The sequence below is a fragment of the Pseudonocardia sp. MH-G8 genome (assembly GCF_002262885.1).
Taxonomy (GTDB): domain Bacteria; phylum Actinomycetota; class Actinomycetes; order Mycobacteriales; family Pseudonocardiaceae; genus Pseudonocardia.
This window is the reverse complement of the sequence record NZ_NKYF01000031.1, coordinates 100,241-121,526: the sequence shown is the minus strand read 5'-3', so window position 1 is coordinate 121,526 and position 21,286 is coordinate 100,241. Positions and strand designations below refer to the sequence as shown.

The following is a 21,286-nucleotide window of genomic DNA, read 5'->3' as shown; positions in this document are numbered from 1 at the left end:
GCGGTCACCCGGCAGATCGGGCGCAGGACACCACGGTCAGCGAGTCGGTGAGCCAGAACGACCGCTGCGGGGCTCCCCTACATCCTCACTGCGAGTCGGGGTCTGGGTGTGCGGGTGTCGCTACTGCTGGGCGTCTCGTCCCGGCCCTGCGGCGGGGAGCGCCACGGTGAGCAGGACGGCCGAGTCGACGACGGCGAGCAGGTTGTGCCGTTCGGGCGGGATGGTCAGGAGATCACCGGCCGTGGCCTCCTGCGAGTCGGTGGAGGTGCCGAGCCGGACCTGACCGTGCAGCACCTGGAGCGTCGCTTCCCCAGGCGTGTCGTGGTCGTCGAGGCGGTTGCCGGCGGTGAGGGCGAGCAGGGTCTGGCGCAACACGGACCCGCGGCCCCCGTGGACCGTGCGGGCGCTGCGGCCGCTCGCCGACTCCCTGGCGGTGGTGAGCTGGGCCTCGACGACGGTGCCCAGCGGAATCGACTCCATGGTTGCTCCTGTCGGTTGGTGGCGCGCCGTCACGCCAGCAGTAGCTGGGTTCCGGTCACGACGAGCGCGGCGACCTTCACGATCTCGAGGCCGACATAGATGTGGTGGCCGTGCGAACGGGGGACGTCGGCGCCCGCGAGGACCATGGCGGATCGCCGGTTCAGCCGCGGGCGGACGGCCAGGAGCTGCACCAGCAACGCGGCGACGGCCACGGCTCCCGCGGCGACGGCCGGTGCCGGCACCCCGCCGACGCCGGCCACGATCACCACGAGAACGGTGGCCAGGACGGCCTCGGCGGTGTTGAGCGCCCGGAACACGATCCGGCCGATGCCGAGCCCGATGCGCACGGTCACCTCGGGAGCCCGGAACTTCAGCGGCGTCTCCAGGAACGAGATGGCCAGCACCATGCCGAGCCAGACGAACGTCACGGCGACGGCGACGGCGGAACCACCGGTCATCGGTTCCGGTCCTCTCCACGCGCCGGGACGGACAGGCGCGCGAGGCACAGGTCGGGGGCGACGAACGGTTCGAGGGTGTCGACCCGCACGGGGGCGTCGAGGGCGGCCATCGCGCCCTGCATCAGCCCCAGGTGCACGCGGCAGACGACGTCGGGCGCGTTGCCGGCCACCTCGAGGAACGGGCAGTGCCGCAGCCCGATCTGCTCAGTGCCCTCGGGCATCGGCCACTCGGGTGCGAACCCGAGATCGCCGAGGAGGGCGACCAGCCAGGCGACGCCGCCGTCCGGGGAAGCAGCGGTCCGCGTCCGTTGCGGCTCGGCGAGCTGCGCACCCCACCGCCTGCCGGCCTCGACCGCCACGGCTGCGGGATCGGGGCCCGCGGCGATGCCGCCCGCGAGGACGCCGGCCAGCAGCCGGTAGTTGCGCGGCCCGGTCGCGTCCATGCCGGGCCGGGCGCGGAACACCAGCGGTGGGCGTCCTGGACCGGCCGGCGCGGTGTCGGCGCGCTCGACCTGACCGGTGCCGGTCAGCGCGTCGAGGTGGAACCGGACGGTGTTCGGGTGCACCTGCAGGTGGTCGGCGATCTCCGCGATGCTCAGCGGCGACGCCGACGCGCGCAGCAGGGCGAGCACCTCACGGCGCCGCCCTCCCGCCTCCCGCGATTCCGCCATGCGTCGGAGTTTACACAAAGACCGTTGTATAAACTCGGCGGACCGAGGCGATGAAGGGACCACCATGCAGGAGCTCGACGTCCGTCCGCTGCGCAAGCCCGACAAGCATCCGACGATCTTCCGCACCTACGAGGCGCTCGCCGTGGGCGAGTCGTTCGTGCTGGTGAACAACCACGACCCGAAGCACCTGCGCGACGAGTTCGACGCCGACCACCCCGGCAGCTACGGCTGGGACTACCTCGAGCGGGGCCCCGCGGCCTGGCGGATCCGGATCAGCAAGATCGCCGGCACCCCCTTGCCCCGGGTCGTCGGGGACACGACCACCGCCGGCGGGGCCGAGCCGGATGCAGCGGGGGTGCAGTGGAAGCTGCAGATGCGGGAGCGGGACCTCGACTCGAACATCATCCGGCTCGAGCCCGGCGCGGGGATCGCCGCCCACACCGGGCCGGACCTCGACGTGCTGGTCGTCGTGCTCGAGGGCGCGGGCACGCTGACCACCGAGCGCGATCCCGTCGAGCTGCGGGCCGGCGCGCTCGTGTGGCTGCCGCGCCGGTCCCGCCGCCAGTTCGACGCGGGACCCGAGGGCCTGCGCTACCTCACCGTGCACCAGCGCCGGAGCTCGCTGGTGCTGGACGCCGCGCCCCCGCGGCGCCCGGCCGGCTCAGTCACCGCGCAGTAGCTGCTCGAACGGCACCGGATCGGCGAACGGGTCGGGCGCCGCCGCGGCCGGGCTCTGCGCGACCAGGTCGGCGAGCTCGCCCGCGGCGCGCGCGATGCGCCGGTCCAGCGCGGGGACCCCGGTGGCGCCGCCCGCCCAGTCCTCGGGCGCGGCGAACACCGCGGTGGGCACCGCGACCGCGTGCAGGTACGCCATCAGTGGGCGCACGGCGTGCTCCAGTGCGAGGGAGTGCCGGCCGGTCCCGCCGGTGGCCGCGATCAACGTCGGCTTCCCGTCGAGCGCGCCCTCCTCGAGCGCGTCGAGGAACAGCTTGAACAGCCCGTTGTAGGACGCCGAGAAGATCGGTGTGACGGTGATCAGGCCGTCGGCGCCGGCGACGGCGTCCAGCGCCTTGCGCAGTGCGGGCGTGACGAACCCGGTGAGCACGGCGTCGACCAGCTCGTGGCCGTGCTCGCGCAGCTCGATCACCTCGACCTCCACATCGATCTCGGCCCGTACCTCGCGCTCCCGCAGCGCCGCCCCGGTGGCCGCGGCGAGCCGGTCGGCCAGCAGGCGGCTGGACGAGGGCACTCCGAGGCCTGCGGTCACGACCGCCAGCTTCCGGATCGTCATGCCGACACCTCCTGCTTCTCCGTCATGCTCGTGTGCGTCGGGGCGTCCGGCACGTGCGCGGGGGTGCGCGCGGCGAACTCCTTGCGCAGCACCGGAACGACCTCCTCGCCCAGGATGTCGAGCTGCTCCAGCACGGTCGCCAGGGGCAGCCCGGCGTGGTCCATCAGGAACAGCTGGCGCTGGTAGTCGCCCGCGAACTCGCGGAAGCCCAGCGTCTTGTCGATGACCTGCTGCGGGCTGCCCACGGTGAGCGCGGTCATGTCGCTGAAATCCTCCAGCGTGGGTCCGTGGCCGTAGACCGGCGCGTTGTCGAAGTAGGGCCGGAACTCGCGCACCGCGTCCTGGGAGTTCTTGCGCATGAACACCTGCCCGCCCAGGCCCACGATCGCCTGGTCGGCCGGGCCGTGGCCGTAGTGCTCGAAACGACGCCGGTACAGCGCGACCATCCGCCGGACGTGCCCGGCGTCCCAGAAGATGTTGTTGTGGAAGAAGCCGTCGCCGTAGAAGGCGGCCTGCTCGGCGATCTCCGGGCTGCGGATCGAGGCGTGCCACACGAACGGCGGCACCCCGTCGAGCGGGCGCGGGGTGGACGTGAAGCCCTGCAGGGGCGTGCGGTGCTTGCCCTCCCAGTCGACGACGTCCTCGCGCCACAACCGGCGCAGCAGCGCGTAGTTCTCGACGGCGAGCGGGATGCCGTCGCGGATGTCCTTGCCGAACCACGGGTAGACCGGCCCGGAGTTGCCGCGGCCCATCATCAGGTCGACGCGGCCGTCGGACAGGTGCTGCAGCATCGCGTAGTCCTCGGCGATCTTCACCGGGTCGTTCGTGGTGATGAGCGTCGTGGCCGTGGACAGCAGCAGCCGCTGCGTGCGTGCGGCGATGTAGCCGAGCATCGTGGTGGGGGAGGAGGGCACGAACGGCGGGTTGTGGTGCTCGCCGGTCGCGAACACGTCCATCCCCACCTCCTCCGTCTTGAGCGCGATGGCGACCATCGCCTTGATCCGCTCCGCCTCGGTCGGGGTGCGGCCCGTGGTGGGGTCGGGCGTGACGTCACCGACGGAGAAGACGCCGAACTGCATGCCCATGGCGATCCCTGCCTCCAGTTGTTGCGTGTGCAATCACTTGCCCCAACGCGGGGACCGTCGCGTTCATGCCCCGACCGTGCGCGGCGCCACTCCGCGCTGCTCAGAGCGCGAAGACCTCCCGCAGTCCTTGCTGAAGGGTGGCCGGCTCACGGCCCAGCAGGGCCTCCAGGTCGGAGCTCGTCCGGCCGAGCTGGTCGTCCCGGATGTCGGAGTAGAAGCCGAGGAACCGGCGGGCGAGGTGCTCCGGCAGCCCGGCCCGCACGGCGTCCTCGACGTACTCGTCGTCGGAGATCCGCGTGTAGCGCACGGCGGTGCCCGACACCTCGGTGAGCGCGGCCGCCACGTCGTCGAAGGTGTGGGCGCGGGGCGCGGCGACGACGTGGGTGCGCTCGGCGCCGTCGTGGTCGATCTCGTGGTCGATCATGGCGTTGGCGAGGGCCTCGCCCATCTCGCTGCGCAGCGCGAAGGCGACCTTGCCCTCGCCTGCCGGCAACCGGATCCCGGTCTCGAACACCCGTGCGCCGCCGACGTAGGCCGGGACGGTGTCGAGGTACAGGGCGTTGCGGAAGAGCACGTGGGGCAGGCCGCTGGCGCGGATGCGGTTCTCGGTCTCGAAGTAGTCGCCCATGAGCGTGTTCTCCGACGCCCGGATGTCGCGCAGGGTCCGGCCGGCGAACCCGATCAGCTCGACGCCGGCACGCCGAGCGGCGTCGATGACGTTCTGGTGCTGCTGCACGCGGCGGTCGGGCTCGTTGCCCGCGACGAGCAGGACGCGATGGACGCCGGCCATCGCCCGGTCGAGGGCGGCGACGTCGTCGTAGTCGCCGAGCCGTACCGCGACCCCGCGCGCGGCCAGGCCCGTGGCCTTGGTCCCGTCGCGCACGAGCGCGCAGACCGTCGCGGGGTCGGTGCGCTCCAGCAGCCGGCGCACGACGGCGCCGCCGAGCTGTCCGGTGGCTCCGGTGACGAGGATCATGAGGGCTTCTCCCTGGGGGTCACGGCGATTACATCGCATGCTATGTGAGAAGCTACCAACGATGGACATCGACCGCGACACCGGCTACTTCGTCACCCGGACGGCCCGTGCGTTCATGCGCGTCGCCGACGCGCAACTGCGCCCCCTGGGGCTCGGCGTCGCGCACGTCCCGGTGCTGCTCTGCCTGGCGGAGGAGGGGGCGCTCACGCAGACGGAGCTCGCCCGGCGCACGCACGTCGAGCAGCCCACCGCCGCGGCGTTGCTGCAGCGCATGTCCAGAGCCGGTCTGGTCGAGAGATCACCGGACCCGCGCGACCACCGCGCCACCCGCATCACCCCCAGCGCGCGCGCCGAGCAACTCCTGCCGCGCGCGCTCGAGCTGCTCGGACACTCCAACGGCGAGGCCACCGCCGGCCTCTCGGCCGCGGAGATCGAGACGCTGCACGAGCTGCTGGGCCGGGTGCTGGGCAACCTGACGAACATGATCGACGGGTCGACGCAGGCCGGCTCGGACGCGTGATCCCGGGCTGCTCACGCCTTAGGCCCCACGGCCTCGTCGAGCGCGGCCACCGCCTCCCTCCGGGCCACCGAGATCGTGTTGTAGCGCGGGAAGCGGTGGGCGATCCCGAGCCGGTCGAGCCCGGCGCTGCAGAGGCCCAGGATGTCGGCCGACTCGTTGGAGAAGAACCAGCGGGGGTACTCGTGGCGCGTGGTGCGCCCGTCCACGGTGCGCGTGGCCCAGTTGGTGATCCGGCAGCCGTCGGAGTGGAACAGGCCGCGCAGGAACGCGGCGGTGTGGCGCTCCACGAGTTCCTGCTGCCAGTGCTCCAGGGTGATGGGGCGGGTGTGCTTCCTTCCCGGGCCGTGTTGTGGGAAGAGGCAGACCCAGTGCGTGGAGTACGCCTTGATCTCCATGCAGCCCGGGCGGCGGACCCGGCACACCGAGCTGGCGAGCACCTCGCGCATCGCCGCTTCGACATCGTCCATGATCTTCGGCCAGTCGTCCGCGCAGGACACCGACAATGCCTGGACGCCGCGTCGATGCCAGGTGATGTGGCCGTCGCCGAGGTAGGCGCCGAGGAGGTAGGCATAAGAATCGACGAGAGTGCCTTCGTCACATCGTGGGCATCGTCTCGAGCTACGGACCCCAGGGCCGCGTCGATCACCGCGGCGCCAATGGGCGATGGTGCTTTCGGGGAGGCCTGTCAGCTTCGCCAACTCGCGGGTGGTCACCCCCGGGCGGCACAATGCCAGAACCCTGTCGACGGTCTCCCGCGAGTGCATGCCGGAGAGTGTCCGGTGCGGCACCGACAGTTCGCCGCTCCGCCCGCACCCAGTGGGGAACGCTCGGTCGCAGCGTCGGCGGGTGGCTCAGGGCCACCAGGTGTGCCCCCGGTGGGATTCGAACCCACACTGGACGCTGTTTGAGAGCGCTGCCTGCTGCCTATTGGGCTACGGGGGCTGACGCGGACAGCATAGCGGCGGGACGTGCGCTGCCTCTCACCGGGAACCGCCGAGATCACAATCGGCACGGGCGACGGGCCGGTACCCTGAATGGATCACGTAATACCTCCGACAAGGGAGTACTCCTGTGGCACAGCAGGTTTCCGAGCAGACGACCGCGGACGAGGCGCGACCGGCCGCCGGCCTGCGCGTGCTCGTGGTGGAGGACGAGGCCCTGATCCGGCTCGACCTCACCGAGATGCTCAGCGAGGAGGGGTACGTCATCGCGGGCGAGGCCGGCGACGGTGAGCAGGCCGTCGCACTCGCCCGGGAGCTGCGTCCCGACCTCGTCATCATGGACGTCAAGATGCCCAAGATGGACGGCATCGCGGCCGCGGGCTCGATCGTCGAGGAGAAGATCGCGCCCGTCGTCATGCTCACGGCGTTCAGCCAGCGCGACCTGATCGAGCAGGCGCGGGACGCGGGGGCGATGGCCTACCTCGTCAAGCCGTTCGCGCGCCACGAGCTCGTGCCGGCCATCGAGCTGGCCGTGTCGCGGTTCGCGGAGAAGCGCGCGCTCGAGGACGAGGTCGCCTCCCTCAACGACCGGCTCGAGACGCGCAAGGTCGTCGACCGGGCGAAGGGCCTGCTCATGACCCGGCAGACGATGACCGAGCCGGAGGCCTTCCGCTGGATCCAGCGCACCGCGATGGACCGCCGGACCACGATGAAGGCGGTCGCCGAGGCGATCGTCGACGGGCTCGCCGCGCCCAAGTCCTGAGCCGCGTCGGGGTGTTCCTCCGGTTGCCGGCAGCAACCTCCCAGGTTGCGTTCCGGTAAAGGAGATCCGAGCAGTGGTGACGCCGCGCTCCGGCGTCCCCTAATCTCCGCTCGCTCTCGAGTGGCGGGAGCAGCTCGGGCGCGAACGGGGGAACCCCCCGTGAGACGCGGCACGGAAGGACAACAGCATGACTCGGAGGCGGACGATCGTCACCGCCGCGATCCTCGCCGGAGCTCTCGGGCTCACGGCGTGCGGAACCAATCGGGAAGAAGAGCCCGGTGCCGGCGGTGGAGCCGCAGGAGGGTGTGACACCAGTCGCGGCACGCTGATCATCGGCATGATCGCGCCGTTGTCCGGTGGACTCTCCGCCTTCGGCGTGGGCATGCAGAACTCGGCGGACCTCGCGATCAACCAGGCCAACGAGGCGTGCGCGGTGCCGGGCTACGAGTTGCGCCTGCAGGCCGAGGACGACCAGGCCACGCCGCAGGTCGCCGGGCAGGCGGCCACGCTGCTCGCCTCCGACCCCAACGTGGTGGGCGTGATCGGCACGCTCAACTCCTCCACCGGCCAGACGGTGCAGCCGATCCTGGCCGAGCGCAACATCACGACGATCTCGCCGGCGAACACCGGCCCGGCCCTGACGCTGGGTGAGAACTTCGCCACCGAGCCGCAGCGCCCGTTCGACACGTACTTCCGCACAGCCACGACGGACCTCGTGCAGGGCCCCTTTGCCGCGAACTACCTCGTGCAGACGGCCGGCAAGCAGCGGATCGCCGTCATCGACGACGGCAAGACCTACGGCGCCAACCTCGCCGAGCAGTTCGCGCAGCAGGTCACCGAGCTGGGCGGCCAGGTCGTGGCGCGGGAGCGGGTCGGGGAGCGCGACACCGACTTCTCCGGCGTGATCACCGCGATCCGTCCGCAGAACCCGGACGCGGTCTACTACGGCGGGGAGTACCCGGTGTCCGGGCCGCTCTCGGCGCAGCTGGCCCAGGCCGGGCTGGAGATCCCGCTGATGGGCGGGGACGGCATGAACGACCCGCAGTACATCGCTCTCGGTGGCCGTCCCGGTGACCTCGCCACCGCCATCGGTGCCCCGGCGGAGTCGCTGCCCAGCGCCGCGCAGTTCGTGTCCGACTACGCGGCCGCCGGCTACCCCGAGCCGTTCGCCACCTACGGCGCCCTGACCTACGACGCCACCAACGTGATGATCGGCGCCCTGACCAACGCGCTGTCCGAGGGCGAGTACTCCGAGGACCGGCGGGCCGACATCGTGGCCGCGGTTCAGGCCACCGACCTGGAGGGCGCCACCGGCCCGGTCGCGTTCGACGAGTACGGCGACACCACCAACAAGGTGCTGACCGTCTACACCGTCGACGGTGCGGAGTTCGTCCCCGTCGAGGGCTCCACCGGCAGCTTCGAGGGCTGACCACCACCGATCGAGGCTCGAGACGCCGAGGGCGGGGTGAACCCCCGCCCTCGGCGCACGTGGAGGGACCACCCACTTGCTGTCCACGCTGTTGTCCCAGATCGTCAACGGCCTGGTGCTCGGAGCCCTGATCGGGCTCATCGCACTGGGCTACACGATGGTCTACGGCATCATCCAACTCATCAACTTCGCCCACGGCGAGATCTTCATGATCGGCGCGTACGGCGGGCTCGCGATGTTCACCTACCTGCTGCCGACGTTCGTGGCGCAGCAGTGGTACCTCGCGCTGCCGCTGCTGCTGATCGGCGGGGCAGGCGTGTCCGTCGCGATCGCCGTCCTGATGGAGCGCTTCGCCTACCGGCCACTGCGCAACGCTCCCCGGCTGGCGCCGCTGATCACGGCTCTCGGCGTGTCCGTGGCCCTGCAGGAGGCCGTCCGGGTGTTCTACCCGGGTGCCACCTCGGCGCTGCCGTTCCCGAAGATCTTCATCGAGGGCACCTGGATCGTCCCGATCGGTGACGGCGTGCCGATCCGCTACACGGGCGTGCTCATCATCGTCGTGTCGCTCGCGCTGGCCATCGGGCTGCAGCAGTTCGTCGACCGGTCCCGGATGGGACGGGCGATGCGCGCCACCGCGCAGGACCGTGACGTCGCGCGGCTGATGGGCATCAACCCCGACCGGGTGATCGTCCTGACGTTCGTGCTGGGCGGTGCGCTCGCCGGGGTCGCCGGCATCCTGTACGGGGCCGACCTCGGCTTCATCAACATCGACATCGGGTTCCAGACCGGCATCTTCGCGTTCACGGCCGCCGTGCTCGGCGGGATCGGGAGCATCCGCGGAGCGGTCGTGGGCGGGCTGGTGATCGGGCTGGTCAAGGCGCTCGGCGGCCAGTACCTGCCCGGCGGCACCGCCTACGACTACGTGTGGATCTTCGTCGTGCTCATCGTGGTGCTGGTGTTCCGGCCCCAGGGCTTCTTCGGCGAGACGGAGAGGGTACGGGCATGACGGCGACGCAAGGCACACCTGCGCCGGGCACGGCCCCGCGCAAGGCACGGCACGCGGCGCCCGCCGAACGGTCGGGATGGAGCGCCAAGCTCGCCGGGCTCGCCACACCGCTGCGCGTGGCGGGCGGCGTCCTGACGGTGATCGGCACCTACCTGCCGTGGGCCACGTTCGTGCTGAACGAGGGCGCCTACCCCGCGCAGGCCACGCTCGAGTTCTTCACGGTGCCGTTCGGCGTCACCGGGTTCCGGCTGCACCTGCTCCTGTTCGGGGTGGCGGCGATCGTGCTGTCGCTCGTGCAGGTCCCGGGGCGCACGCGCATGCTGCGCGGCATCGGCTGGGGCGTCGTGGTCGTCAGCGCGGTCAACGGCATCTGGATCACTTCGGAGGGCGGTGGGCTCGGCGCCGTCACCGCCGCCGACGGCGCGTTCGCCTTCGGCGCGTTCGTCGCGCTGGTGGGCGGCGTGCTGCTGCTCGTCGGGGCGCGAGGGGATGGCGTCGAACCGGTACCCGTGTGGGAGCGGCAGTTCAACCCGTGGGTGGAGCGGCTGCTGCTGCTCGCCGTCTTCGCCCTGTTGCTGCTGCTGGTCTCGGCCGTGCTCACCAGCGGCGGCCAGGGCAGCGCGGCCAACGTCTACGCGGGCGCGGTGTTCCTGTCCTTCCTCGGCGCGGTGGGCGGGCTGCTCGCCGCGCTGCACGCGTCCGGGCTGCTGAGCTGGGTCACCGCCGCTTCGGAGCGGCACCGCGGTTTCAGCGTGCTGGTGCTGCTGGCGTGCGCGCTGCTGCTGCCGTTGACGGGCGCAGGCACCGAATACTGGATGACGGTCGCGGCGAACATCGGGGTGTACGCGGCCACGGCGATCGGGCTCAACATCGTCGTCGGTCTCGCAGGCCTGCTGGACCTCGGCTACGTCGCGTTCCTCGGCATCGGGGCCTTCGTCGCGGCGAACCTCTCCGGGGCCACCGCGTCGCAGTTCGGCATCGCGTTGCCGTTCCCGCTGGTCATGGTGATCTCGGCGGTCATCGCGGGGATCTTCGGAGCGATTGTCGGCTCGCCGACGCTCCGGGTGCGCGGCGACTACCTCGCGATCGTCACGCTCGCATTCGGCGAGATCTTCGTGCGCACCGCGCAGAACAACATCGGCGGGCTCACCGGTGGCTCCAACGCCATCCCGGGCATCCCGCCGGTGTCGCTTTTCGGCACGGCGTTCAACGACGAGATCGTCATCGGCGCTCTCGAGCTTCCCCCGGGCGTCCTCTACTACGTGCTGATCGTGCTCATCGTCGCGGCCGTGATGCTCGTGTTCGCCCACCTGAAGAACTCGCGGCTGGGACGCGCGTGGATCGCGATCCGCGAGGACGAGGACGCGGCACGGGCGATGGGGGTGCGCACCGGGCCGATCAAGATCCTTGCGTTCCTCATCGGCGCGATGCTGGCCGGGCTCGCCGGGGCGTTCTTCGCGCACAAGACGGCCACGGTGTCGTACGAGAGCTTCCGGTTCCTGGAGTCGATCACACTGCTGTCCGCGGTGATCCTCGGCGGGATGGGCACGATCCCGGGTGCCGTGCTCGGGGCGTCGATCCTGTTCGTGCTGCCGGAGAAGCTGCGCGAGTTCTCCGACTACCGGCTGCTGCTGTTCGGCATCGCCCTCGTCCTGATCATGCGGTTCCGGCCGCAGGGCCTCGTGCCCGACCGGCACCGGCGCGCCGAGCTCGCTCCGGAGAGCCTGGACGAACCACCGCCGCTACCCACCGCATCGACCGGGAAGGCGGGGCAGTGATGACGGAGCTCCCGCAGACCGCGCCCGCCACCGTCGGCAGGGGCGCGCCGGTCCTCGAGGCCACCGGGGTCACCATGCAGTTCGGTGGCCTCACCGCGCTGAACGACGTCTCCTTCGGGCTGACCGAGGGCGAGATCATCGGTCTCATCGGCCCGAACGGTGCCGGCAAGACCACCCTGTTCAACTGCCTCACCGGGCTGTACTCGCCCACCGCGGGCACCGTGGCGCTGCGCGGCAGGGCGCTGCCGCAGGACCCGGCGCGGGTCACCGAGCAGGGGGTGGCGCGCACGTTCCAGAACATCCGGCTCTTCCCCAGCATGACGGCGGAGGAGAACGTGCTGGTCGGGCGGCACGTGCGGATGAAGCAGAGCCCGCTGTCCTCGTTGCTGCACGGGCCGCGGTTCCGCCGCAGCGAGGCCGAGGCCGCCGAGCGCACCGCGGAGCTGCTGGCCTTCGTCGGGTTGCCCCGCTTCGCCGACGAGCTGGCCCGCAACCTGCCCTACGGCGACCAGCGCCGGCTCGAGATCGCGAGGGCGCTGGCCACCGACCCGGCGGTGCTGCTGCTCGACGAGCCGACCGCGGGCATGAACGCCCAGGAGACCGAGGCGACCCGGCAGCTGATCTTCGCGATCCGGGACCTCGGGGTCTCGGTCGTGGTGATCGAGCACGACACCAAGTTCATCTTCACGCTGTGCGACCGCGTGCTCGTGCTCGTGCAGGGTGAGGTGCTGGTGGAGGGCACGCCCGACGAGGTGCGCGGTGATCCGCGCGTGGTCGAGGCGTACCTCGGGGCGCCGCCGGACGAGATCGAAGCGCAGATCCACCGTGGGGAGCAGGACGCATGAGTTTCCTCGAGGTCCGCGACCTCACCGTCGCCTACGGGGCGATCCAGGCCGTGCGCGGCGTGAGCTTCACCGTCGAGCAGGGTCAGATCGTCAGCCTCATCGGCAGCAACGGCGCGGGGAAGACCACCACGCTGCGCACGATCTCCGGACTGCTGCGTCCGGTGTCGGGGGAGATCCTGCTGGACGGTGAGCCGGTGCACCGGTTGCCCGCCCACGAGATCCTCGCCCGCGGTGTGGCGCACTCCCCGGAGGGGCGGCGGCTGTTCGCCCGCATGACGGTGGAGGAGAACCTGCGCCTGGGCGCCTACACCCGCCACGACGAGCCCGGCATCGTGGCGGACCTGGACAAGATCTACACGCTGTTCCCGGTGCTCGGCGAGCGGCGGCGCAACAAGGCGGGCCTGTTCTCCGGTGGCGAGCAGCAGATGCTCGCGATCGGGCGGGCCCTGATGTCGCGCCCGAAGCTGCTCATGCTCGACGAACCGTCGATGGGCCTCTCGCCGATCATGACGCAGAAGATCCTCGACACCGTGCGCGAGCTGCGCGACGAGGGCACCACCGTGCTGCTCGTGGAGCAGAACGCGCTCGCCGCGCTCTCGCTGTCCGACCACGCGTATGTCATCGACCTCGGGCGCACGACCCTCTCGGGCTCCGGCCGCGAGCTGCTCGCCGACCCGCGCGTGCAGGAGGCGTACCTCGGCGAGGGTGTCGCGAGCTGAGCGGGGTGCGGGGGAGGGCCGGCCGGCCCGTCAGCCGCGCGGCGGGCCGGGTTCGGTGTCGCGGTGCAGGCAGGTGAGCTTCGCGGTGCAGGTGCGCCTGCCGTCGGCGTCGGTGATCACGATCTCGGTGGTCGACGTGCTGCGGCCGACGTGGATCGGGCGGGCGACCCCGGTGACCAGACCGGACGTGGCGGAGCGGTGGTGGGTGCAGGCGAGCTCGAGCCCCACCGGGAAGCGGTCGGGGAGCGCGTGCAGCGCCGACAGCGTGGAGCCGAGGGTCTCGGCGAGCACCGCGTTGGCCCCGCCGTGCAGCAGGCCGAAGGGCTGCCGGTTGCCGGCCACCGGGAGCGTGCCGATCACCTCGTCGAGGGTCAGCTTCAGCAGTTCGACGCCCATCCGGTCGGCGAGCTGCTCGGGGCGGGCGAAGGACGGCAGGTCGGCAGGATCGATCGGCACGGGCGGAACATTAGGTCCGGCTGCCCCGTCCCCTGCAGCGGGCCCGCAGCCGCGGTGACCCGAATGCATCACGGCGAGTGCACGATTGGGCAGCGGACGCCTCCCGGAAGAACCCGTCCGGGCTATGGTTGCGCGCCGTTGCCACTACCGGGCGATACAGGAGGTCGAGTGCGCAGACGTGTGGTGGCCCTGCTGCTGCTCGTGTTCGCTGCCATGTCGCTCGGCACCGGCCTCGCGGCGGCCCAGGACGGCGAGGCGGTCGGGGGCACGTTGCGCGGCCCCGACCGGGAGCCGGTGGCGGGCGTGACGATCACCGTCCAGCAGGGCGGCGCCGAGGTCGGGATTGCCGTCTCGGCCGCGGACGGGACGTGGCAGGTGCCCGTGCCGGCCCCGGGCAACTACGACGTCGTCCTCGACGCCGCGACGCTCCCCGACGGGATCGTCCTGCGCGAGGCCGAGGCGGGCACGCTGCCCGGCGTCACCATCCGGCCCGGTCAGCAGCGCACCGTGCTGTTCCCGCTGGTGGCAGCGGGGGAGGCACCCGTCGACGGCGGACCGGCCCCGCCGCCCGCGCCCGCTCCGGGACCGGGGTTCGGCGCGGTGCTGGCGCAGCTCACCGTTGCGGGCATCAAGTTCGGGGCGATCATCGCGATCACCGCGATCGGCCTGTCGCTGATCTTCGGGACCACCGGCCTGATCAACTTCGCGCACGGCGAGCTCGTGACCATCGGAGCGGTCACGGCGTTCGTCGTCAACGCGGGCGTGATCGGGCCGGGCACGGGGCTGATCACGGCCGTGCTCATCGCGATCGTGGTCGGTGCGCTGCTCGGCGCCGCGCTCGAGCGCGGGCTGTGGCGGCCGCTGCGGACCCGCGGCACCGGCCGCATCCAGCTGTTCATCATCTCGATCGGGTTGTCGCTGGTCCTGCGCAACCTCGTGCTGGTGCTCTTCGGTTCCCGGCCCCAGCCCTACCCGGGCTACACCATCCAGGAGGCGCTGGTCCTCGGGCCGGTCTCGATCACCCCGCGGGACCTGGTGATCACCGTGCTCGCCCTGCTCGTGCTGGTGGCCACCGGTTTCATGCTGCTGCGCACCCGTATCGGCAGGGCGATGCGGGCGGTCTCGGACGACCGTGACCTGGCCGAGGCCTCCGGGGTCGACGTCGGCCGGGTCACGCTGTACGTCTGGACGCTCGGCGGCGGGCTGGCCGCCCTCGGCGGCGTCCTCTTCGGCCTCTCCGAGATCGTGGCGTGGGACATGGGTTTCCGGCTGCTGCTCCTGATGTTCGCCGCGGTGATCCTCGGCGGCCTCGGCAGCGCGTTCGGGGCGATGGCCGGCGGTCTGCTGGTCGGCCTCGTGGCCCAGCTCTCGACGGCGTGGTTCCCGGTCGAGCTGCAGAACGCCTGGGCGCTCGGGGTGCTCATCCTCGTCCTGCTGGTGCGGCCGCAGGGCATCTTCGGCCGAGCCCAGCGGATCGGATAGGTAGGGCGCGATGGACCTCCTCGTCATCCTCGCCGACGCCGGGCGCGGCGCGTTCGGCCCGGTCGCCGCGATCTACGCGCTCGCCGCGCTCGGCCTGAACCTGCACTTCGGCTACACCGGGCTGCTCAACTTCGGGCAGGTCGGGTTCATGCTCGTCGGGGCCTACGGCGTCGCGATCACCGTGTCGGTGTTCGGCGGGCCGCTGTGGCTCGGCGTGCTGGTCGGCCTCGCGGCGTCCGTCGTGCTGGCGCTCCTGCTCGGCATCCCGACGCTGCGGCTGCGCGCCGACTACCTCGCGATCGCCACGATCGCCGCGGGGGAGGTGCTGCGGATCGTGTTCAACGCCGGCTTCGCGGCGCCACTGACCGGCGGGGTGTTCGGCCTGCAGCAGTTCGCCAACCCGTTCTACGCCGCCAACCCCGTGCCGTCCGGGAGCTACGGGATCGGCGTGCTGACCTTCTCCGAGCGGGACCTGTGGGTGATGCTCGTCGGGTGGGGCGGGGTCGCGGTGGTGACGGCGGGGGTGTTCCTGCTGGTCCGGAGCCCGTGGGGGCGCGTGCTGCGCGCCGTGCGGGAGGACGAGGACGCCGCGCGGAGCCTCGGCAAGGACGTCTACGGCTACAAGATGCAGAGTCTGGTGCTCGGCGGTGCGATCGGCGCGCTCGCGGGCATGCTGCTGGCGGTCGACGCGCAGGCCGTGTCGCCCAACACGTTCAACCCCGAGGTCACGTTCAACATGTACGCGCTGCTCATCCTGGGCGGCGCAGGCACGGTGCTGGGCCCCGTGCTCGGCTCGGTGGTCTTCTGGTTCCTGCTGTCGTTCGCCGACAGCGCGCTGCGGCAGGCGGTGGGCGCCGGATACCTCCCCGAGGTCGTCTCGGCGTCCGACGTCGGCGCGCTGCGGTTCGCGCTGGTGGGCCTGCTGCTGATGCTGCTGCTCGTGTACCGGCCGCAGGGCGTCCGCGGGAACGCCGAGCAGATGCGGCTCGAGGCAGGTGCCGGCGGGATGCCGGGCCGGCGGCGGCGCCGCCGCGCCCGGGCCGGGGCGGAGGAGGAGGCCCGATGACGAGCCCGCTGAAGGACGTTGCGGCCGAGCCCGGATCCGCCAAGCCGGACCCGCTGCTCGTCGTCGACGGGGTGCGCCGGGACTTCGGCGGGATGCGCGCGGTGGACGTCGAGCACCTGGAGGTGCAGCGCGGTGTGGTCACCGGGCTGATCGGCCCCAACGGTGCGGGCAAGACCACCCTGTTCAACCTGCTCACCGGGTTCGACCGGCCGAGCGCGGGGCGCTGGACGTTCGACGGTCAGGACGTCACCACCCTTCCCGCGCACCGCCTCGCCCGGCGCGGGATGGTCCGCACGTTCCAGCTCACGCGGGTGCTGGCGCGCCTGACCGTGCTGGAGAACATGAAGCTCGCGGCCACCGGGCAGCGGGGGGAGCGGCTGCTGCCCGCGCTGCTGCGCCCGCTGTGGGGCGGCCAGGAGGCGGAGATCGAGAAGCGGGCCGACGCCCTGCTCGAGCGCTTCCTGCTGCACACGCGCCGCGACGAGTACGCGGGCTACCTGTCCGGAGGACAGCGCAAGCTGCTGGAGATGGCGCGGGCGCTGATGGTCGACCCCGCGCTGGTGCTGCTCGACGAGCCGATGGCCGGGGTGAACCCGGCGCTGCGCCAGGACCTCCTCGGGCACATCGACGGGTTGCGCCGCTCCGGGTGCACCGTCCTGTTCGTCGAGCACGACATGGACGTGGTGATGGAGATCAGCGACTGGGTGGTGTGCATGGCGCAGGGCCGCGTCATCGCCGAGGGCACGCCGGCGAGCATCGTGGGCAATCCCGACGTCATCGACGCCTACCTCGGCTCCACGCACGACGAGCCGGGCTTCCGAGAGGGAGAGTGAGGGAGGGATCGTGAGCGCAGTGGGAGCAGACGAACCGCTGCTCGTCGCCGAATCGGTGGTCGCGGGGTACCTGCCCGAGGTGAACATCCTGAACGGCTGCGACCTGCAGCTGGCCGACGGCGAGATCGTGGGCGTGATCGGCCCGAACGGCGCGGGCAAGTCGACGCTGCTCAAGGCGGTCTTCGGGCTGCTGCCGGTGCGGTCGGGCTCCATCCGGCTGCGCGGCACCGAGATCAGCGGCCGCCGCCCGCACGAGCTGGTGTCGCTGGGCATCGGATACGTGCCGCAGTCCCGCAACGTGTTCAGCTCCCTCACCGTGGAGGAGAACCTCCAGATGGGGATCTACCAGCGGCCGAAACTCTTCGCCGCCCGGATGCGCGCGGTCGCCGAGCTCTTCCCGCTGCTCGCCGACCGCCGCCGCCAGCAGGCCGGGTCGCTGTCGGGCGGCGAGCGCCAGGTCGTGGCGATGGGACGCGCGCTGATGATGGAGCCGTCCGTGCTCCTGCTCGACGAGCCGTCGGCGGGCCTGTCCCCGATGGCGCAGGACGATGCGTTCGAGCGCATCCGCACCATCAACGAGGCCGGCGTGTCCATGGTGATGGTCGAGCAGAACGCGCGCCGTTGCCTCGAGCTCGCGCACCGCGGGTACGTGCTCGACCAGGGCCGCAACGCCCACACCGGCACGGGGCGTGCGCTGCTGCACGACGAGGCCGTGGTGGAGAGCTACCTGGGCACCCTGGCGAAGGCCCGCTGACCGGACCCGCGCCGGGCGGCGCGGATCCGGTCGGGCGGGACTCACCCGTCGAGGGGCTCGGACTGCACGACGTTCAAGGTGGACAGGGCTCCCGCGGCGTCGAAGCCGTAGACCTCGATCGACGCGGTGCCGGGCTCGCCCGCCGGGACGAAGTCCAGCGGCCCGCTGGCGCCCTGGTAGTCGATGTCCTCGCCGGCGGCGAGCAGCTCCTTGCACTCGGCGAACGACGAGCATGCGGTGCCGTCGCGCGTGACCCCGACCATCTCGCCCGCGATCGCGCTCGGCGCGTCGCTCCCGGCCGCCTCGGCGGCGAGCGCGACGACGTTCACGCAGTCGAACACCTGCGGGGCGTACTGCGTCTCCACCAGGTCAGGGGCGAAGGCGCGCAGTCCGGACAGGAACTCGGCGTTCTCCTCCGAGGCCGGCGCCGTGCCCTTCATCCCGGCCAGCGCGGCCGGGTCGCCGGGTGCGACGAGCGAGGGGAGCTCCTCGCTGCGCAGGCCGTCCGAGCCGTACACGCCCACCGTGTCCGGGCCCAGCCCGGCCTCGAGCAGGCCCTGCAGGATCTGCGTGCCCTCCTCGAAGGAGATCACGACGACGGCGTCGGGCTGGGCGCCCGCCACCTGCTGCACGAGCGCGTCGAAGTTCTGGGCGTTGGGGTCGTAGGACTCGTTGAGCGCGACGGTGGCCCCGGCCTCCTGCAGCGCGGTCGCCGTCGCCTCGGCCAGGCCGACGCCGTAGTCGTCGGCCCGCGCCACGATGGCCACGTTGCTGCGGCCGTCGGCGACGATCGTCTCGGCCATCACCGGGCCCTGCAGCGCGTCGCTGGGCGCCGTGCGGAAGTAAAAGCCGCCGTCCTCGTAGTCGGTGAAGGTCGGCGCGGTGTTCGATCCGGAGCACTGCACGACCTGCGCCCCGGTGACCCGGTCGATGATGTCGAGCGACCGCCCGGACGAGGCGGCGCCGATCAGCGCGTCCACCCCTGAGGCCAGTACGCGGTCGGCGGACTGCTGCGCCACCGCGGCCTGGTCGGACTCGTCGCCCGCCGCCGGCTCGGGCACCTGCGCGCCGAGGACACCGCCGGCCGCGTTGATCTCGGAGAGCGCGTACCGGGTGGCCTCGATCTGGGGTGGTCCGAGGAACGCCAGCTGGCCGGTCTGCGGGAGCACGTAGCCGAGTTGGAAGGTGCCGTCGCCCCCGGCGGCGGTGTCGGTGGGGGCGGGTGCACCGGGCTCCGGCGCGCCGTCTCCGCCTCCCCCGCCGCAACCCGCGGCAAGGAGGAAGGCGGCCGAGAAGGCAACGGCCGTTCGCCTACGGATGCTCGTCATCGACCTGGACCTCCGGTCTGCAGTGCTCGGCGAGGGTGACAGCGGAGCCTAGAGGGGCCCGGGCGACCGGCGGCGGATTTGGAGCCCATTCGTGATGTTGCTACTCCTCGATCCCGAGGGTGGCGGCGGGCCCGCGCACGCCTTGCTCGTGCGGTCAGCGCCAGTCGACCCGGACCGCTGCCGTGCCCAGGAGCGCGGCGTAGCGCCCGGCGTGCTCCTCCGCGGCGGCGCGGACCGCGGGACGCGGCGGGGCGAACGGGCGCACGGCGACCACCGGCTCGTCGCCCCGGCGCTCGAGCTCCCACACGCCGGCCACCGCGCCGTCGACGACGAGCACCGGGGAGATCCAACCGGCGGTGCGCGACACCTCGGCGGTGTGCTCGGTGGGGACCGCCCGCCTGCGGTGCGAGAGCGGGGCGAGCACCCAGGGGTCGAACCCGGGCAGCAGCACGACGTCACCGGCCGGTGCGTCGGGAACGGCCGCGAGCTCGTCGGCGTCCTCGGCGCGGGCGACGAACCCGGGCTCGCCGTCGACCTCGACGGCGGTGAGCGCGTCGGCGTGCTCCCGGACCCGGCGACGGGCCGGGCCGGGCTGCTCGCCCCACCACCGCGCGACGTCGGCAGGTGTGGCGGGACCGTTGGCGGCGAGGAAACGCAGCAGGACGGCGCGGTTGGCCGCGGCCGCCTCGACGGGACGGATCGGGCGGCCCAGCCACGCCGCCGGCCCGACGAACGTGACCGCCCGGTCGGCCGCGGGGCCCGAGCACAGCAGGCCGCGCGAGGCGGCGGGTTTGAGCAGCGCGCCCCAGCCCGTGGAGAGCGGTCCGGCGAGCGCGGGGGATCCCAGCCGCGCGCAGATCGCGGCGGCCAACTCGGAGCGCGTGAGCGGCTGCGCACCGAGCACCTCGCCGACGGCCTCGGTGATCGCGTGCAGCTGTGCCCCGGTGACGCCGTGCTCGCGCTCCCACGACGGCGGGAAGCGGCGCCGCGACTCCTTGTCGGTGAGCGCACCGACCCACAGGTCGAGCTCGTCGGCCGGCAGCAGGTGCAGCGTGCCGCGCATCGCCCAGGTGCGCACCAGCCGCCGGTCCGCCCAGAGCGCCCGGTCCAGCTCGGGCGGGGCCGTGCTGCGGACACCGGCGATCAGGGGCGTGCACGAGGCCACCTGCGCGTGCAGCCCGCAGACCCGCCGCGCCACGGCGAGCGCGTCCGGCGCGGGCTCGACCAGCAGCTGCCGCCGCGCCCGCCACCGCACCACTTGCCGCCAGGTCACCCGCACGCGTCGATCCCACCACGCCCCGCCGACATCCCCGCCGGCCGCCGCTCTAGCGGGGCTTGTGCGTCACGAAGATCGCGGTGCCGGGGAAGAGGGCGCCGCGCAGCGGGGACCACTGGCCCCACACCGTGTCCCGGCCCTGCGGCCATTCCGGTTCCACGACGTCGTCGAGGACCAGCCCGGCCGCGACGGCGTCGCGGACCCGGTCGCCGATCGTGCGGTGGTGCTCGACGTAGGTGGCGTGGCCCGCCGCGTCGACCTCCACGTACGGGGTGCGGTCGAAGTAGGGCTGCTGGACGGTGAGGCCGTCGGGTCCCGGGTCGTCGGAGAACATCCAGCGCATGGGGTGGTTCACGGCGAACACCCACCGCCCGCCCGGCCGCAGCACGCGGGCGACCTCGCGCATGACCCGCGCCGGCTCGGAGACGAAAGGGACGGCGCCGAACGCGGAGCATGCGGTGTCGAAGGTCGCGTCGGCGAACGGCAGGTGCTCGGCGCCCGCCTGCACGAGCGGGACCGGCAGACCGGTGGCGTCACCGAGCGCGGCGGCGTGGCGCAGCATCGCCCCGGACAGGTCGAGCGCCACGGGCCGGGCGCCCTGTGCCCGTAGCCACCGCGCACACGGTGCCGAGCCGGCCCCGACCTCCAGCACGCGCCGGCCGCGGACCTCACCGAGCAGCCGGGCGTCCGCCTCGCGCAGGCCCTCGGGGCACCAGACGAAGTCGGCGTCGCCGATGTCGCGACCGTGTTCGGCCAGGTAGTCGTCGGCATCGGCGTCCCACCACAGCCGGCTGGCCCGCTGCGATTCGGGCCCGTCGACGGGCCGGCGCGCCACCCCTGCCGTACCCAGCCGCTCCTCGGCGCTCGCGGTCTCGTTCACGCGGGAATCACCGGGGCATCCTCGCAGTTGGGAAGGGGGTACCCGCATTGCCCTGCTGATCGGGCCGCGCGTAGCATGGTACCCGCGTTGTGGTCCACGTCGCGGGTACGTCGCGCGATTCGATCCGGCCACGCAGCGCATCGCACTTCACGAGCACCATCCCACCAGCTAAGGGTGACAGCACCACGTCACAAGACGTACACCACCTGCCCAGCACCACCATTCCATCCATCACCGGAGCACCCCACT

At 72.3% G+C, this 21,286-nt stretch carries 23 protein-coding genes and 1 tRNA gene; 12 read left to right on the top strand and 12 right to left on the bottom strand.

The window, feature by feature from the left end:
* Window positions 1-120 precede the first annotated feature (120 nt).
* The 3 genes from CFP66_RS40195 to CFP66_RS40185 are packed head-to-tail and all read right to left on the bottom strand — an operon-like array spanning window position 121 to window position 1,609.
* The gene (locus tag CFP66_RS40195; protein WP_094930612.1) at window positions 121-480 is read right to left on the bottom strand and encodes a hypothetical protein; all 360 of its coding nucleotides are present in this window, start codon (window positions 478-480) and stop codon (window positions 121-123) included.
* A gap of 29 nt (window positions 481-509) precedes the next feature.
* Window positions 510-938 (bottom strand): hypothetical protein, encoded by a 429-nt coding sequence (locus CFP66_RS40190; RefSeq protein WP_094930611.1) that lies wholly within the window; start codon window positions 936-938, stop codon window positions 510-512.
* Window positions 935-1,609, bottom strand: a complete 675-nt coding sequence (locus tag CFP66_RS40185; RefSeq protein ID WP_094930610.1) for a metalloregulator ArsR/SmtB family transcription factor — start codon at window positions 1,607-1,609, stop codon at window positions 935-937. Before CFP66_RS40185 ends, CFP66_RS40190 begins: the two co-directional genes overlap by 4 nt.
* 64 nt (window positions 1,610-1,673) lie before the next feature.
* Between CFP66_RS40185 and CFP66_RS40180 the strand changes: the two genes are divergently transcribed.
* Complete coding sequence (locus tag CFP66_RS40180; RefSeq protein WP_094930609.1) at window positions 1,674-2,288, top strand: DUF2249 domain-containing protein; 615 nt, start codon at window positions 1,674-1,676, stop codon at window positions 2,286-2,288.
* On the opposite strand, the gene CFP66_RS40175 is transcribed toward CFP66_RS40180, so the two are convergent.
* From CFP66_RS40175 to CFP66_RS40165, 3 genes are all read right to left on the bottom strand, one after another.
* Window positions 2,271-2,900, bottom strand: coding sequence for an FMN reductase (locus tag CFP66_RS40175; protein WP_094930608.1), 630 nt, complete (start codon window positions 2,898-2,900; stop codon window positions 2,271-2,273). The two genes, CFP66_RS40180 and CFP66_RS40175, sit on opposite strands and share 18 nt — an antisense overlap.
* Complete coding sequence (locus tag CFP66_RS40170; protein WP_094930627.1) at window positions 2,897-3,979, bottom strand: LLM class flavin-dependent oxidoreductase; 1,083 nt, start codon at window positions 3,977-3,979, stop codon at window positions 2,897-2,899. Before CFP66_RS40170 ends, CFP66_RS40175 begins: the two co-directional genes overlap by 4 nt.
* Window positions 3,980-4,085: 106 nt before the next feature.
* Window positions 4,086-4,961, bottom strand: a complete 876-nt coding sequence (locus CFP66_RS40165) for an SDR family oxidoreductase (protein WP_094930607.1) — start codon at window positions 4,959-4,961, stop codon at window positions 4,086-4,088.
* A gap of 61 nt (window positions 4,962-5,022) precedes the next feature.
* Here CFP66_RS40165 and CFP66_RS40160 point away from each other — a divergent pair, with 61 nt between their 5' ends.
* Complete coding sequence (locus tag CFP66_RS40160) at window positions 5,023-5,481, top strand: MarR family winged helix-turn-helix transcriptional regulator (RefSeq protein WP_158228407.1); 459 nt, start codon at window positions 5,023-5,025, stop codon at window positions 5,479-5,481.
* Window positions 5,482-5,492: 11 nt separating this feature from the next.
* Here CFP66_RS40160 and CFP66_RS48780 read toward each other — a convergent pair whose 3' ends face one another.
* Together CFP66_RS48780 and CFP66_RS40150 are read right to left on the bottom strand one after the other, a co-directional pair.
* The gene (locus CFP66_RS48780; RefSeq protein ID WP_198961998.1) at window positions 5,493-5,948 is read right to left on the bottom strand and encodes a hypothetical protein; all 456 of its coding nucleotides are present in this window, start codon (window positions 5,946-5,948) and stop codon (window positions 5,493-5,495) included.
* A gap of 400 nt (window positions 5,949-6,348) precedes the next feature.
* Window positions 6,349-6,423, bottom strand: a tRNA-Leu gene (locus CFP66_RS40150).
* A 129-nt stretch (window positions 6,424-6,552) separates the two neighbouring features.
* Here CFP66_RS40150 and CFP66_RS40145 point away from each other — a divergent pair.
* The 6 genes from CFP66_RS40145 to CFP66_RS40120 all read left to right on the top strand — a co-directional run bounded on the left by CFP66_RS40145 (window position 6,553) and on the right by CFP66_RS40120 (window position 12,962).
* Window positions 6,553-7,185 (top strand): ANTAR domain-containing response regulator, encoded by a 633-nt coding sequence (locus CFP66_RS40145; protein ID WP_094930604.1) that lies wholly within the window; start codon window positions 6,553-6,555, stop codon window positions 7,183-7,185.
* A gap of 187 nt (window positions 7,186-7,372) precedes the next feature.
* Complete coding sequence (locus CFP66_RS40140; RefSeq protein ID WP_094930603.1) at window positions 7,373-8,614, top strand: branched-chain amino acid ABC transporter substrate-binding protein; 1,242 nt, start codon at window positions 7,373-7,375, stop codon at window positions 8,612-8,614.
* A gap of 76 nt (window positions 8,615-8,690) precedes the next feature.
* Entirely contained in the window at window positions 8,691-9,620 is a 930-nt protein-coding gene (locus CFP66_RS40135; RefSeq protein ID WP_233160094.1) for a branched-chain amino acid ABC transporter permease, read from the top strand.
* Window positions 9,617-11,398 (top strand): branched-chain amino acid ABC transporter permease, encoded by a 1,782-nt coding sequence (locus CFP66_RS40130; RefSeq protein ID WP_094930602.1) that lies wholly within the window; start codon window positions 9,617-9,619, stop codon window positions 11,396-11,398. Before CFP66_RS40135 ends, CFP66_RS40130 begins: the two co-directional genes overlap by 4 nt.
* Window positions 11,398-12,243, top strand: a complete 846-nt coding sequence (locus CFP66_RS40125) for an ABC transporter ATP-binding protein (RefSeq protein ID WP_094930601.1) — start codon at window positions 11,398-11,400, stop codon at window positions 12,241-12,243. The genes CFP66_RS40130 and CFP66_RS40125 overlap by 1 nt, the downstream gene beginning before the upstream one ends.
* Window positions 12,240-12,962: an ABC transporter ATP-binding protein gene (locus CFP66_RS40120; protein ID WP_094930600.1), complete on the top strand. Its 723-nt coding sequence runs from the start codon at window positions 12,240-12,242 to the stop codon at window positions 12,960-12,962. Before CFP66_RS40125 ends, CFP66_RS40120 begins: the two co-directional genes overlap by 4 nt.
* 30 nt (window positions 12,963-12,992) lie before the next feature.
* Here CFP66_RS40120 and CFP66_RS40115 read toward each other — a convergent pair whose 3' ends face one another.
* The gene (locus CFP66_RS40115) at window positions 12,993-13,358 is read right to left on the bottom strand and encodes a hotdog fold thioesterase (RefSeq protein ID WP_233160096.1); all 366 of its coding nucleotides are present in this window, start codon (window positions 13,356-13,358) and stop codon (window positions 12,993-12,995) included.
* Window positions 13,359-13,586: 228 nt separating this feature from the next.
* Here CFP66_RS40115 and CFP66_RS40110 point away from each other — a divergent pair, with 228 nt between their 5' ends.
* The 4 genes from CFP66_RS40110 to CFP66_RS40095 are packed head-to-tail and all read left to right on the top strand — an operon-like array spanning window position 13,587 to window position 17,553.
* Window positions 13,587-14,900: a branched-chain amino acid ABC transporter permease gene (locus CFP66_RS40110; protein WP_233160093.1), complete on the top strand. Its 1,314-nt coding sequence runs from the start codon at window positions 13,587-13,589 to the stop codon at window positions 14,898-14,900.
* A 10-nt stretch (window positions 14,901-14,910) separates the two neighbouring features.
* On the top strand, window positions 14,911-15,966 hold the full coding sequence (locus tag CFP66_RS40105) for a branched-chain amino acid ABC transporter permease (protein WP_094930599.1): 1,056 nt from the start codon (window positions 14,911-14,913) through the stop codon (window positions 15,964-15,966).
* The gene (locus CFP66_RS40100; RefSeq protein WP_094930598.1) at window positions 15,963-16,799 is read left to right on the top strand and encodes an ABC transporter ATP-binding protein; all 837 of its coding nucleotides are present in this window, start codon (window positions 15,963-15,965) and stop codon (window positions 16,797-16,799) included. Before CFP66_RS40105 ends, CFP66_RS40100 begins: the two co-directional genes overlap by 4 nt.
* Window positions 16,800-16,809: 10 nt before the next feature.
* Window positions 16,810-17,553, top strand: a complete 744-nt coding sequence (locus CFP66_RS40095; protein ID WP_233160092.1) for an ABC transporter ATP-binding protein — start codon at window positions 16,810-16,812, stop codon at window positions 17,551-17,553.
* Window positions 17,554-17,594: 41 nt separating this feature from the next.
* On the opposite strand, the gene CFP66_RS40090 is transcribed toward CFP66_RS40095, so the two are convergent.
* The 3 genes from CFP66_RS40090 to CFP66_RS40080 all read right to left on the bottom strand — a co-directional run bounded on the left by CFP66_RS40090 (window position 17,595) and on the right by CFP66_RS40080 (window position 21,085).
* On the bottom strand, window positions 17,595-18,881 hold the full coding sequence (locus CFP66_RS40090) for an ABC transporter substrate-binding protein (RefSeq protein WP_094930596.1): 1,287 nt from the start codon (window positions 18,879-18,881) through the stop codon (window positions 17,595-17,597).
* Between the two features lie 154 nt (window positions 18,882-19,035).
* Window positions 19,036-20,154 carry a DNA glycosylase AlkZ-like family protein gene (locus tag CFP66_RS40085; RefSeq protein WP_158228406.1) on the bottom strand — a complete coding sequence of 373 codons (1,119 nt, stop codon included), beginning with the start codon at window positions 20,152-20,154 and terminating at the stop codon, window positions 19,036-19,038.
* A 52-nt stretch (window positions 20,155-20,206) separates the two neighbouring features.
* On the bottom strand, window positions 20,207-21,085 hold the full coding sequence (locus CFP66_RS40080; RefSeq protein WP_094930594.1) for a class I SAM-dependent methyltransferase: 879 nt from the start codon (window positions 21,083-21,085) through the stop codon (window positions 20,207-20,209).
* Window positions 21,086-21,286: the final 201 nt, after the last annotated feature.

Bases quoted from the DNA above. Each gene is read 5' to 3' on its own strand.
- CFP66_RS40185 (WP_094930610.1), bottom strand. From the start codon at position 1,609: ATGGCGGAATCGCGGGAGGCGGGAGGGCGGCGCCGTGAGGTGCTCGCC.
- CFP66_RS40115 (WP_233160096.1), bottom strand. From the start codon at position 13,358: ATGGGCGTCGAACTGCTGAAGCTGACCCTCGACGAGGTGATCGGCACG.
- CFP66_RS40120 (WP_094930600.1), top strand. From the start codon at position 12,240: ATGAGTTTCCTCGAGGTCCGCGACCTCACCGTCGCCTACGGGGCGATC.
- CFP66_RS40195 (WP_094930612.1), bottom strand. From the start codon at position 480: ATGGAGTCGATTCCGCTGGGCACCGTCGTCGAGGCCCAGCTCACCACC.
- CFP66_RS40180 (WP_094930609.1), top strand. From the start codon at position 1,674: ATGCAGGAGCTCGACGTCCGTCCGCTGCGCAAGCCCGACAAGCATCCG.
- CFP66_RS40105 (WP_094930599.1), top strand. From the start codon at position 14,911: ATGGACCTCCTCGTCATCCTCGCCGACGCCGGGCGCGGCGCGTTCGGC.
- CFP66_RS40100 (WP_094930598.1), top strand. From the start codon at position 15,963: ATGACGAGCCCGCTGAAGGACGTTGCGGCCGAGCCCGGATCCGCCAAG.
- CFP66_RS40130 (WP_094930602.1), top strand. From the start codon at position 9,617: ATGACGGCGACGCAAGGCACACCTGCGCCGGGCACGGCCCCGCGCAAG.
- CFP66_RS40090 (WP_094930596.1), bottom strand. From the start codon at position 18,881: ATGACGAGCATCCGTAGGCGAACGGCCGTTGCCTTCTCGGCCGCCTTC.
- CFP66_RS40165 (WP_094930607.1), bottom strand. From the start codon at position 4,961: ATGATCCTCGTCACCGGAGCCACCGGACAGCTCGGCGGCGCCGTCGTG.
- CFP66_RS40190 (WP_094930611.1), bottom strand. From the start codon at position 938: ATGACCGGTGGTTCCGCCGTCGCCGTCGCCGTGACGTTCGTCTGGCTC.
- CFP66_RS40160 (WP_158228407.1), top strand. From the start codon at position 5,023: ATGGACATCGACCGCGACACCGGCTACTTCGTCACCCGGACGGCCCGT.
- CFP66_RS40125 (WP_094930601.1), top strand. From the start codon at position 11,398: ATGACGGAGCTCCCGCAGACCGCGCCCGCCACCGTCGGCAGGGGCGCG.
- CFP66_RS40170 (WP_094930627.1), bottom strand. From the start codon at position 3,979: ATGCAGTTCGGCGTCTTCTCCGTCGGTGACGTCACGCCCGACCCCACC.
- CFP66_RS40175 (WP_094930608.1), bottom strand. From the start codon at position 2,900: ATGACGATCCGGAAGCTGGCGGTCGTGACCGCAGGCCTCGGAGTGCCC.
- CFP66_RS40140 (WP_094930603.1), top strand. From the start codon at position 7,373: ATGACTCGGAGGCGGACGATCGTCACCGCCGCGATCCTCGCCGGAGCT.
- CFP66_RS48780 (WP_198961998.1), bottom strand. From the start codon at position 5,948: ATGGACGATGTCGAAGCGGCGATGCGCGAGGTGCTCGCCAGCTCGGTG.
- CFP66_RS40080 (WP_094930594.1), bottom strand. From the start codon at position 21,085: ATGCGGGTACCCCCTTCCCAACTGCGAGGATGCCCCGGTGATTCCCGC.